Source organism: Butyricicoccus pullicaecorum DSM 23266, from assembly GCF_900167005.1.
Taxonomy (GTDB): Bacteria; Bacillota; Clostridia; order Oscillospirales; family Butyricicoccaceae; genus Butyricicoccus; species Butyricicoccus pullicaecorum.
Genome location: NZ_FUXW01000022.1, coordinates 1 through 11,839, shown reverse-complemented (window position 1 = coordinate 11,839; position 11,839 = coordinate 1). Strand labels below are relative to the sequence as shown.

At 55.3% G+C, this 11,839-nt stretch carries 14 protein-coding genes; all 14 read left to right on the top strand.

Translation table 11 applies throughout. The annotated features are described in order from the left end of the window. Window positions 1–285: a hypothetical protein gene (locus B5D52_RS15105; RefSeq protein WP_016148715.1), complete on the top strand. Its 285-nt coding sequence runs from the start codon at window positions 1–3 to the stop codon at window positions 283–285. Between the two features lie 30 nt (window positions 286–315). Further along, window positions 316–564 (top strand): hypothetical protein, encoded by a 249-nt coding sequence (locus B5D52_RS15100; protein WP_016148714.1) that lies wholly within the window; start codon window positions 316–318, stop codon window positions 562–564. Between the two features lie 586 nt (window positions 565–1,150). Next, window positions 1,151–2,476 (top strand): 30S ribosomal protein S12 methylthiotransferase RimO, encoded by a 1,326-nt coding sequence (rimO, locus tag B5D52_RS15095; RefSeq protein WP_016148713.1) that lies wholly within the window; start codon window positions 1,151–1,153, stop codon window positions 2,474–2,476. 5 nt (window positions 2,477–2,481) lie between these two features. Continuing rightward, window positions 2,482–3,114, top strand: a complete 633-nt coding sequence (gene pgsA / locus B5D52_RS15090; protein ID WP_016148712.1) for a CDP-diacylglycerol--glycerol-3-phosphate 3-phosphatidyltransferase — start codon at window positions 2,482–2,484, stop codon at window positions 3,112–3,114. Between the two features lie 12 nt (window positions 3,115–3,126). Beyond that, the gene (locus tag B5D52_RS15085; RefSeq protein ID WP_143149535.1) at window positions 3,127–3,552 is read left to right on the top strand and encodes an HsmA family protein; all 426 of its coding nucleotides are present in this window, start codon (window positions 3,127–3,129) and stop codon (window positions 3,550–3,552) included. Window positions 3,553–3,618: 66 nt separating this feature from the next. Then, window positions 3,619–4,101 (top strand): GNAT family N-acetyltransferase, encoded by a 483-nt coding sequence (locus tag B5D52_RS15080; protein WP_016148710.1) that lies wholly within the window; start codon window positions 3,619–3,621, stop codon window positions 4,099–4,101. 9 nt (window positions 4,102–4,110) lie between these two features. Beyond that, on the top strand, window positions 4,111–5,022 hold the full coding sequence (locus B5D52_RS15075) for a DMT family transporter (RefSeq protein WP_040332887.1): 912 nt from the start codon (window positions 4,111–4,113) through the stop codon (window positions 5,020–5,022). Window positions 5,023–5,697: 675 nt separating this feature from the next. After that, window positions 5,698–6,033 carry a hypothetical protein gene (locus B5D52_RS15070; RefSeq protein ID WP_016148708.1) on the top strand — a complete coding sequence of 112 codons (336 nt, stop codon included), beginning with the start codon at window positions 5,698–5,700 and terminating at the stop codon, window positions 6,031–6,033. Window positions 6,034–6,038: 5 nt separating this feature from the next. Then, the gene (gene cysS, locus B5D52_RS15065; protein ID WP_016148707.1) at window positions 6,039–7,457 is read left to right on the top strand and encodes a cysteine--tRNA ligase; all 1,419 of its coding nucleotides are present in this window, start codon (window positions 6,039–6,041) and stop codon (window positions 7,455–7,457) included. A 69-nt stretch (window positions 7,458–7,526) separates the two neighbouring features. Then, window positions 7,527–8,426, top strand: a complete 900-nt coding sequence (locus tag B5D52_RS15060; protein ID WP_016148706.1) for a DUF6612 family protein — start codon at window positions 7,527–7,529, stop codon at window positions 8,424–8,426. Window positions 8,427–8,644: 218 nt separating this feature from the next. Beyond that, window positions 8,645–8,890 carry a hypothetical protein gene (locus B5D52_RS15055; protein ID WP_016148705.1) on the top strand — a complete coding sequence of 82 codons (246 nt, stop codon included), beginning with the start codon at window positions 8,645–8,647 and terminating at the stop codon, window positions 8,888–8,890. Window positions 8,891–9,039: 149 nt separating this feature from the next. Next, on the top strand, window positions 9,040–9,885 hold the full coding sequence (locus B5D52_RS15050) for a metallophosphoesterase (protein WP_016148704.1): 846 nt from the start codon (window positions 9,040–9,042) through the stop codon (window positions 9,883–9,885). A gap of 101 nt (window positions 9,886–9,986) precedes the next feature. Further along, complete coding sequence (locus B5D52_RS15045) at window positions 9,987–10,622, top strand: HAD family hydrolase (RefSeq protein WP_016148703.1); 636 nt, start codon at window positions 9,987–9,989, stop codon at window positions 10,620–10,622. Beyond that, the gene (locus B5D52_RS15040) at window positions 10,619–11,254 is read left to right on the top strand and encodes a pentapeptide repeat-containing protein (protein ID WP_016148702.1); all 636 of its coding nucleotides are present in this window, start codon (window positions 10,619–10,621) and stop codon (window positions 11,252–11,254) included. Before B5D52_RS15045 ends, B5D52_RS15040 begins: the two co-directional genes overlap by 4 nt. The last annotated feature ends 585 nt before the right edge of the window (window positions 11,255–11,839 follow it).

The following is an 11,839-nucleotide window of genomic DNA, read 5'->3' as shown; positions in this document are numbered from 1 at the left end:
ATGCTCAAGAAACTCAACTGGTGCGTGTGCATCCTGGCGATCGTGCTGAGCGTGCTCAGCTTGGGCACGCTGGTAGGCGGAGACATGGGACTGCTGCTCGCGATGGCGGTTCTGCCCAAGACGGTCACTGCCGGGGTGTGCGTGAGCGCTGTGCTGTGGATTGTCGCCTGGTGGCAGCGCAACGACGCGGCAGCCCGTCCGGCGATGATCGCGGTCGCCTGCTTTGCCGTCTGTACCCTGATCTGGCTGAGCCATGCGTTCCGGCTGGCCGGTCTTGTGCTGTGAGAACATCAAACATTTGGGAGGGATCACCCCATGATGCGTAAATTTCTCTGGCCGGTTGTCGCGCTGGCCTGCCTGCTGCTCGCAGCGGAAGTGCTGAATCTGTCCGCCGTGCGGCCGTTCGGCGCGATTTTGTCCATCGTCGGCATGGCGTTCTGTCTGCTTGCGCGCATGTCTGCCCGCAGTAAGGCCGACCGGCAGCATGACCGCGTGGCACATTTGACCTTCTGGCTGTATGCCTGTGCGCTGGTCATCTGGATTTTCCTGATGTTTTGGCGATAAAAACGTGAAAAAAGACCGCCTTTTGGCGGTCTTTTTGTTGCAATATAGGATCGGTGCATAGATTTCAAATCTTGACCGAACAAGTCGGTCACAGCCTTACGGGAAAACACCCCACAGGGGTGTTTTCGGATTCCGTAAGGTTGCCGTACATAACGGTAGGCGGTTATTGCCCTCAAGCCCTCAGAAATGGGAAGGGGGTGATCTTATGGTGACATACAGCGAACTATTTCAGTTTTGCCTTGTCCTCATAGGTTTTGCCGGTCTGATCGTACAGATTTGCAAAAGAAAATGACCGCCCTCACGTCCAAATGAAGCGGTCATTTACATGATAACTTTCTGAGGGCGTAACCGTCTACCGGCAACGCGCCCTTTTTTATAGTTTCAGTATAGCCCGGGACGGTCAAAATGTCAAGTCGGACGGGGAGAATGTACCGGAAAATCGGTACATTCTGAAAAAATACCCCAGTATTTGCTTTCCGGTTGCATCTTGCGCAAAATCCGATATAATTGTAATATAGAAGAATCCAAAGCACGAGAAAGACCGCGCGGCCTCCGCCGCGCTGTTTTTTGAGAAAGGAGTGTGTCTGTGAACACGAAAGTTGGACTGATCTCGCTCGGCTGTGCCAAGAATCTGGTCGACTCCGAGCACATGCTCGCCCGACTGCGTCAGGCAGGCTGCGAGATTGTAGACGATATGAACGAGGCCGAGGTGGGTATTATCAACACCTGCGGCTTTATCGAGTCGGCTAAGGCCGAGGCGATCGAGACCATTCTGGAGACCGCCCAGTGCAAACAGGGCAAAATGCAGGGTCTGGTCGTTACCGGCTGCCTGGCACAGCGCTACCGCGAGGAGATCGAGCGCGATCTGCCCGAGGTTGATGTTATCTGCGGCACGGGCAGTTATGAGGACATTGTAGAGGCGGTCGAGGCGGCCAGCCGCCGTGAAAAGCGGGCGTATTTCGGCCCGATGGACGGCGCCGATCTGGAAGGCGACCGCGAGCGCCTGACTCCGGGCTACACGGCATACTTTAAGATTGCCGAGGGCTGCTCGAACACCTGCGCGTACTGCATCATCCCCAAGCTGCGCGGCAAGTACCGCAGCCGTGACTATGATGCACTGCTGGAAGAGGCAAGAGCGCTGTCCGACGCAGGCGTCAAGGAACTGATCGTCATTGCACAGGACATTACCAAGTACGGTATCGACCTGTACGGCAAGCGCCGTCTGCCCGAGCTGCTGCGCGAGCTGTGCAAGATGGATTTCACCTGGATTCGCCTGCACTACCTCTATCCCGACCAGATCACCGAGGAACTGATCGACGTGATTGCCGAGGAGGACAAGATCGTCAAGTATCTGGACATCCCGCTTCAGCATGTATCGAAGCGTATTCTGCGCGCCATGCGCCGACCGGGTGACCGCGACAGCCTGACTGCATTGATTGCCAAGCTGCGCGAGCGCATTCCGGGTGTGGTACTGCGTACCAGCCTGATCGTCGGCCTGCCGGGTGAGACCGAGGAAGAGTTTACCGAGCTGTGCGAGTTCTTGCAGGACGTGCGCATCGAGCGCGCAGGCGTGTTTGAGTTCTCGCCCGAGGAGGGCACGCCGGCAGCCGAGATGCCCGACCAGATCGACGACGAGACCAAGGAAAATCGCCGTCTGATCGTGGAGGAATTGCAGTCGGGTGTCATCGATGAGTATAATCTGTCCCGTGTTCATGAGGAAATGGACGTGCTGTGCGAGGGCTATGACGACGACGCGCAGCTCTATTACGGACGTACCTACGCCGATTCGGTGGAAGTCGACGGCAAGGTATGGTTTGCATCGGAAACGCCGTGCGGCGCGGGCGAATTTGTGCGCGTGCGCATTGACGACAGTCTGGGCGCCGATCTGTCCGGTGTCCGCGTGGGAGGTTGAGCAACATGACAACTGCCAATAAAATCACACTGGTGCGCATCGCGATGATTCCGTTTTTCGTGGTGTTTGCCATTCTGGGCGGCCCGAAGTATGATGCCATCGCGCTTGTGCTGTTCTGTTTGGCATCGTTTACCGACTTTCTGGACGGCTACATTGCACGAAAGTACAATCAGGTCACCGATTTCGGCAAGTTTGTCGACCCGCTGGCCGATAAGCTGCTCGTGACTGCCGCTCTGGTCATCTTTGTCGAGCGCGGTCTGTTTGCCGCATGGATGGTCTTTGTCATTCTGGCGCGTGAGTTCATTATCACCAGCCTGCGCAACGTCGCAGCGGCAAAGGGTCAGGTCATGGCGGCTGCATGGTCGGGTAAGGTCAAGACCTGCGTGCAGATTGCCGGTATCATCATCCTGTTCCTGTATGCAATCTGGATGGGCGATGCCATTACCGCAGATACCATCGCTGTAGCTGCCATCGGCGGCGCAGACGGTCCGACGGCGATCATGACTACGGGTAACCTGACTTGGATTCCGACCGTTGTATCCTGGGTGGTCACGCTGGTAACCATCTACTCGGGCTATGACTACTTACATCGCAACTGGGCACTGGTTGCCGAGGGTGCGACGCGTCCCAAGGCGTAAAACATGAATACGATGATTTTACCCGAGGCGACCAACGCGACGGTCTTTGCGGTCGTCGGCAATCTGCTTCCCATCGCGATCGTGACCATCACGCTGGCACTGGTGTGCTACACCATCGGCGTCTGGGCGGAGCACCGCGCGGGCGTGCTGAAAAAATGGCACGCGATCGTGCTCTGGCTGGGTCTGGTGTTTGACACGACGGGAAGGACGGTCATGGGACAGATCGCAAAGCAAAACGGCGGCGGTGGTTCTGGCCTGCATGGCGTGACCGGCCTGCTCGCCATCGTGCTCATGCTGTTTCATGCGGTCTGGGCGACCGTGGTGCTGGTCAAAAAGGACGCGCACAGACAGCAGAGCTTTCATAAATTCAGTATTTTTGTCTGGGTCATCTGGCTCATTCCGTATGTGCTGGGTATGATTCTGGGCATGCAGCATTAAAAAGAGAAACACAGAACGTCCTGCAAGGCTGCGGGGCGTTCTGCTTGCGAGAGGGGAAATTTTGATATGGCACAGATTACATTTCGCATGGCACAGCCCGAGGATACTGCGCTGATTCTGCACTTTATCCGTGGGCTTGCAGTGTATGAAAAGATGGAAGATCAGGTCGTTGCGACCGAAGAACTGCTGACCGAATGGCTGTTTGAAAAGCAGAAGGCCGAGGTCGTTATCGGGGAGGCCGCGGGCAAGCCGGTGGGATTTGCACTGTTCTTCCACAACTTTTCGACGTTTTTGGGACGTGCAGGCATCTATCTGGAAGATTTGTTTGTTGAGCCGAGCGAGCGCGGCAAGGGCTACGGTAAGGCGCTTCTGACCCATCTGGCACAGCTCGCCGTCGAGCGCGGCTGCGGCCGACTGGAATGGTCGTGTCTGGACTGGAACCAGCCGTCGATCGATTTTTACCTGTCTATGGGCGCACAGCGCATGGACGACTGGACGACCTACCGCCTGACTGGTGACCGTCTGGCAGAACTTGGACGCGCAGAGTGAGGGAAGACGTTGAGAAAACCTTATCTTTCAAATGAAACTTTAGGCGTTCTGATGGTCTTTGCAGGCGGCAGCCTGTGGGGCTTTTCGGGCGCGTGCGGACAGTTTTTGTTCCAGAATAAGGGCATGGTGTCGTCGTGGCTGGTGCCCGTGCGCCTGCTCAGCGCGGGTATCATCCTGCTGGCAATTCTGGGTGCGACACGCGGCAAAGCGGTCTTTGACGTGTGGAAGGACAAAAAAGACGCAGTGCACATCGTTTTGTATGGCCTTTTGGGCATGAGCGGCTGCCAGTTCGCCTATTTTACCGCCGTGCAGTATTCCAACGCGGGCACAGCAACCGTTTTGCAGTACATCGGCCCGGCACTCATTCTGCTGTGGCTGTGCCTGCGGCAGCATCGACTGCCTTCGGCGCGTGAGGCCGTCGGCCTGTGCCTTGCACTTGCCGGTACCTTTTTGATCGCCACCCACGGCGACCCGACTTCACTTGCCCTGTCTCCGCAAGGCCTGTTCTGGGGTCTGTGCGCAGCGGTGTTCGTCGCGGTCTATACCTTGCAGCCTGCACATCTTTTGTCTAAACACGACTCGGCAACCGTAGTCGGCTGGGGTATGCTGATCGGCGGCCTCATGCAGATGATCGTACTGCGTCCGTGGACGATTTCGGTCAAGGTGGACGGCGAAGTCATCTGGTATATGGCGCTCATCGTCATTGTGGGCACGATCTTGACGTTTACGATGTACCTTGACGGCATCAAGCGCATCGGCCCGGCCAGAGGCAGTATGATCTCGGCGGTGGAACCGGTCTCGGCTGCATTGTTCGCGGTTTGTTGGCTGGGCACACCGATCACCAAAGTGGATTTGATTGGTTTTGCGTGTATTTTGGCGATGATCTTGCTGCTGTCTAAACCGCAGAAGGTGAAGGACTAAGCACCGCACCCCTTATTGAAAGTTTCGCCAGCCTTTTCAAAGGCTGCGGGTTCTCAGGGCAGAGCCCTGAGTCGCCCGTCGCAACGGGCGAAATATCCCTGTTGATTCCCGGTGTCCGCCCCGGGAATCAATCTAAACAAACAAAAGGGAAAGACCGTCTTGCCAGACGGTCTTTCCAGAGATTTTGCGCGTCTGCGAACGCGCTTTTATTTTTTGTTTTGGTTCATTTTCGCTAAGGCGAAAATGAAGAGGGGATTTCGCCGTCTGCGGACGGCGACCAGCCTGCGCGGCTGGACCGCGCCGGGTCGCAGACCCGGACCCACTTGTGGGGTGCGGTGCAGGGCTTCGCCTTGACAAATCATTCCTATTTGCGTATACTAAACCTATAATTGCATACCATCCGCAATGAACGGAAAGAGTACCCATTTTCGGCGCACCGCCAAAGAGAGAGACTCCCGAAAATTTAGTTTTCGGGCTGAAAGAGTCTCGCGGCAGCCACGGGGAAAGTGCGTCCGGGAGCGGTGGGGGTAATGCCCCGCGTGCAGCGCCGCGTTAAGGCGCATTCGAGTGAAGCGTAAGAGTGGAACCGCGACCGCATTTTCGGCCGCCTCTTTGGGTTTTTTGATGGTACCCGAGGAGGCGTTTTTTGTTTTTTCTGAGAGGAGAATGCATACAATGGGATGGGATGACCTCATCGACCTCGGCTTGGATCTCGCCGGTGGATTATTTGATCACGACGATACTCGAACCCGTGGGTTTGACGCCTTGGTCGTTTCCAGACGGGAAGACCAAAGTAAGTCCATCCGGCGCGGGCGCTATCTGCTGCATCTGGCACGCTTCACCGGAGAAAAAGGGTGGTACCGGTGCGAGGAACGCGATTTTTCCCGTATGGAGCCGGGTACCTGCGCACACTTCGAGGTGAAAGAACCCGATTTTATCACAAGCTGTACGCGCTGGATGCGGACACCCGAACAAATTTCGCAAATGCTCATCGAAGATAAAGGAGACTGATACCCATGAAGCTGTTTAATACACTGACCCGTCAGAAAGAGGAGTTTGTACCGATTACCCCGGGCGAAGTCAAGATGTACTCGTGCGGCCCGACCGTCTATAACTATTTCCACATCGGCAACGCACGTCCGTTCATCATGTTCGACCTGCTCCGCCGTTACTTCGAGTACCGCGGCAACAAGGTGACCTTTGTGCAGAACTTTACCGACATTGACGATAAGGTCATCAACAAGGCAAACGAGGAAGGCGTGACCTACGATGTCATCGCTGACCGCTATATTAAGGAGTACTTTGTCGACGCAGAGGGTCTGGGCATCAAGCGCGCAACCGTACATCCGCGTGCAACCGAGACCATGGACGCCATCATCGACATCGTCAAGACCCTGATCGACAAGGGTCACGCATACGTTGCCGAAAATGGTGACGTTTACTTCCGCACCAAGACCTTCTCCGAGTACGGCAAGCTGTCTCACCAGCCGCTCGAAGACCTGCAGGCTGGTGCGCGTATCTCGGTCGGCGAGATCAAGGAAGACCCGATGGACTTCGCGGTCTGGAAGGCAGCAAAGCCGGGCGAGCCGTCCTGGAAGGCGCCCTGGGGCGAAGGCCGTCCGGGCTGGCACATCGAGTGCTCGGCCATGGTCAACAAGTACCTCGGTCCCACGATCGACATTCACTCGGGCGGTCTTGACCTGACCTTCCCGCACCACGAGAACGAGATCGCACAGTCCGAGTGCGCAAACGGCTGCACCTTCGCGCATTACTGGCTGCACAATGGCTTCCTGACCATCGACAACGAGAAGATGTCTAAGTCCAAGGGCAATTTCTTCATGGTACGCGACGCAGCCAAGGAGTACGGCTACGAGACCATCCGTATGTTCATGCTGTCCGCGCACTATCGCACCCCGCTCAACTACTCCGAGGAGTCGCTCAAGATGAACAAGGCGTCGCTCGAGCGTCTGTACGAGGCACGCAACAACCTAGAATTCCGCATTTCCAAGGCACAGGGCGAGACCCCGACCGCAGAGGAAGCCGAGGCACTGGCATCCCTCCAGCAGTACAAGGAGAAGTTCATCGAGGCGATGGATGACGACATGAACACCGCAAACGCACTGTCTGCTATTTTCGAGCTCATGCGTGAGATCAACGCATACTCGGGCAGCCATGCCGACGCGACCCTTGCATACCTCAAGGGCGCATACGACCTGTTCATGGAGCTGACCGGCGTACTCAACATCGTGCAGAAGCATGAGGACGCAGGCGAAGACCCGGACAAGGCAAAGATCGAGGAGCTGATCGCACAGCGTGCCGCAGCAAAGAAGAACAAGGACTTTGCCGAGGCCGACCGCATCCGCGACTATCTGCTGAGCGAAATGGGCATCGCGATCAAGGATACCCGTCAAGGCGTACAGTGGAGCCGTGTATAAAATCAAAAAGTCAAACCCCAGCGTAAATTTCCCGTCCTGATTTTACAGGAGAAAGAGAGGATACCCTGGATGAAAAAGACCAAACGAGCATTGGCGGCGCTGTCCGCGCTGACCCTCACCCTGTCCCTGACCGCGTGCGGCGGAGGTGGACAGCAGAGCACGGGCGATTCCGGTACGGATGCCATGACCCCGGCCGAGCGGGTCGCGGCAGCCGAAGAAAAGATGAATGCGCTCACCAGCCTGTCCATCGACATGACGCAGGACATCGGCATGTCGTTTACGATGGCTGACCAGTCGCAGGAGCTCAACATGAGCACCAAAATGCAGATGGACGTCATCCAGGAACCCCTCAAGGCCAAGGGTACCATGCAGATCGACATGGGCGAAGAGCTGGGCGGCGCACAGGACGTGGAACTGTATATCATGACCGAGGAGGACGCGGCCAATGTGTATATGCAGATGAACGGCCAGTGGGTCAAGCAGTCGGTGACCGAAGCCGAGCTGGGACAATATGACGCGGCAGACTCGCTCGAACTGTATCTGGACAGCGCGGCAGACTTTGCCGAAGCCGGTACCGAGCAGATCGGCGGCGCGGACGCGACCAAGTTCACTGGCGTCATCAAGGGCGATAAGCTGTACGATGTCATCGAGGAGAGCGGTGTGCTCGGTTCGCTGGGGCAGACCGGCACCGACGTATCCGAAGACGAACTCAAAGCCATGCTGTCCGAGCTGGGCGACCTGCCTATGAGCGTCTGGATCAATGCAGACGGCTACCCGGTACAGTACGAGATGGACATGAGCCAGATGATCGACTCCATTCTGCAAAAGGCGCTGGAAATGGAAGGCGCAGCCGACCAGGGCATGACCATGACCGTATCCAAGGCGGCTATGTCTCTGACCTGCTCGAATTTCAACGCGGTGGACGATTTTGAACTGCCCGCCGAGGCACAGAACGCGACTGCAGCTTAAAAGAACCCCAAGAGGAGCGGAAATCCCGCTCCTCTTTTTTTACCCTTTTTCGAGGCTAGACAGGCTGTACAAAAGACAACAGACAATTTTGTTTATATAGAATTCCTTGTTATATTGATTTATTTTCGGAAAAATGATAGCATGAATTTAAATTCATTGATGATTGGAATGACGGAATCAGCTTGCGCCCTGCGTGCACGACCCTGGAGGGATTTGTTATGAAGCGCATGAAACAATATCTAATTTATTTTGCACTTGCTGTGGCGGTCGTGCTGTTTGTGCTGAGTGTGGTCTTGCATGTCTTGCCTGACTGGTATGTCTGGCTGAGCGGAGCGTTGATTTTCCTGACTTCTGCTGAAAAAATCTGGCGCGTGCAGAAAAAATGGTCGGTGGGAATGGTAGCCATCTGTGCTGTTGCGGTTCTTTCTCTGTTTGTATTCCTCAAACATTTACTCGGTTTATAATAATGTCGTTAAGGCGTGCATGGCTTATTGGTCGTGCACGCTTTTTTGTAAACAATTTTGCACCAATACCCTGCGTCTCTTGACAGATTTCTGACCGGTCATGTAAACTGGCAATCAGAGATATCAAATAAATCTAAAAGGAAAATGCTATGTTCAGATGGATTTGCAGGATGTTTTTGACCCTGTTTTTGCTGTGCCTAGCATGCGTGGGCTTGCTGGCCTATGCGTACTGGGTAGAACCGAACATGCTTGTCGTGCGCTCGGTGGAAGTAGAGAGCGACCAGGTGACCCAGCCTTGCAAGATCGTATTTTTCACCGATACACATTTCGGTCAGTACTATGACATCAGCCATGCGCGCAAGATTACCGACCAGATTAACGCCTTGGAACCGGACATTGTGGTTTTCGGTGGGGATTTGTTTGATAACTATGCCAGAGACCGTGAAACACTGGATTTATCCAGCCTTTCGGCTGCTTTTGCCGAGATCGAGGCCAAGGCGGGCAAGTTTGCCGTCTGGGGAAACCATGACTACGGCGGAGGCGCGGCGCGCGTTTACGAGGATATGATGGAGGCGAGCGGGTTCGAGGTCTTGGATGATGAGAGCCGGCTGCTGTCCGATTACGGTATCCGCGTGATCGGCTATGATGACTTGCTGATGGGACAGACGGACGATTCGCTGTACATGCTCAAAAGTCAGGCGTTCAATGTGATTGTCGCACACGAGCCGGTCATCGCGCAAAAGATCGAGAGCAGCAGTCAAAATCTGGTGCTGACCGGTCACACGCACGGCGGACAGGTCACCGTTCCGGTTCTGACCGACCGCTTGCTGCCTGCCGGGTCGGGAGAATTCCGAAAGGGATTTTATGACGCGCAGGAGATTGGGACGGACGTAGACTTACAGATGTATACCAGCAGCGGAATCGGCATGACCAGATACCCGTTCCGGTTCCTGAATGCGCCAGAGATCGTGGAAATCAACGTACACGCCGCGTAAATCACGCAAGCGCAGGCGGAAAATATCGTTGCGGCGTCCGGCGCGGGTGTGCTATCATAAGGCTGAACGAAAAAATGGAACCAACCGAAAGGAGAGGTGTTATGCGCTATCAGGCAGTGCTGTTTGATTTCGACGGCACGTTATTTGACACCGAACACGACGAAATGACCGCGCTTTCGGCGCTTGTGACCCAGGCGACCGGCGTTGAGCCGCCCAAAGACAAGCTGCTCAAGACCTTTGGCATGACCGGGCCGGACGGCATCCGTTTTCTGGGCTGCAACGAGGAACAGGCCGCGTGGGTCAAGCCGCGCTGGCATGAAGCGTCGCTCAACGCGCTCAAAACGACCCCGGTATTCGAGGGACTGACCGAAGTGATCGAGATTCTTCACCGAAACGGCGTGCGGCTGGGCATTGTGACCTCGCGCGGCGTGAGCGGTGTGGATATGGGACTGACTTCGCGCGGACTGACCGCATATTTTGACACCATCGTGAGCCAGAAGGACACGGTTTTGCACAAACCGCATCCCGATCCGCTCATCGAGTGCCTGAAACGAATGGACATTACACCGCAGGACGCAATTTATATCGGAGACAGCCCCGGCGATATGCAGGCATCTGAGGCGGCGGGCATGGCGAGCGGGCTTGCGCTGTGGGGCACTCATCAGCCCGACCTGCCGTGTACTTACCGGCTGGCGCATCCGCGCGACATTCTGACCATCTGCGAGGTGGAGGAATGAGACTGGCTGCACCCAAACTGCCGCGCGTACTGGATGAGGCGGTCGACTGGCAAGCCTGCCAGCGGGACGGGCGGGTGCGCGGTGCGTATCTAAAAGGACTGGACTTGTCGGACGCAGATCTGGAAGAGATGACTTTTGACCGCTGCGTGCTGGAACAGTGCCGCCTGACCGGTGCGAATCTGGAACGATGCAGCTTTACCGATGTTAAGCTGACCGGCTGTGAGCTGTCGGGCGCAAATTGCGCGAATAGTATATGGACGCGCTGCACGTTTGCCGATTGCCGCATGCTCGGGGCGAACTTTTACGGCGCAGGCCTGCACGACGTGTGTTTTGGGGACTGCCGCATGGAGGACAGCGACTTTTGCGCCTCGCGGTGGAAAAAGACCAGCCTGCAAGGCTGCCGCCTGATGCGGGCACGTTTGAGCGAAGCCGCTTTGCAGGACTTCACCGCGCAGGACTGCGACTTTGACGGTGTGAACTTCTTTCGAACACCGCTGTCGGGCATTGACTTTTCGCGCTGCACGCTGGAGGGCATCCAGGCGGCAGGGCAGGAGCTGCGCGGCATGATCGTGAGCGAGCGGCAGACAGCGGGCCTTGCGCGTCTGCTCGGCATTGTCATTCGAGAAGATTAACCTGTGCACCCGTGCCGGTTTTGGCTGGCTAGGGTGCACAAAAAATATCTCCGGTTTTTGTGCAAAAGGGATTGACATTGTATGCCTGGAGTGGTATTCTATATAAGATGTCTCCGAGAGGCGGCATCCACAACGAAAGAAGCGTCAGAGCAATTTGAAACTTTTTGAATAATGGGTCAAGAAAGTGGAAAAAAGTTGTTGACACGGGCTTTCCACTGTGGTATTATAAATAGGCTGACCGATTGATCAGCGAAACCGGACGAAAAGTTTGGAAAAGTTCAGATTTAGCGATTCGGAGTGCGAAAAACTTCGAAAAAAGTTAAAAAAGAGCTTGACAAACGAAAGCAAGTCTGGTAAAATAAATAAGCACTTCACCGAGAGGTGAGCGCTTAAAAAAACTTTAGCGGTTGGTACCTTGGTCAATTTCCTGATGAAATTGACACGCGGTACAAAAAATCGCTGAAGGCAAAGATTTTTTGTACCTTGTAAATTAAACAACGAAATGCTTGAAATACGAACCTGAAATTCCTTTTGGGAAACCCAAAAGTAAGTCGGTGGAAGTCGTAAATCCACTAAAAATAAAAC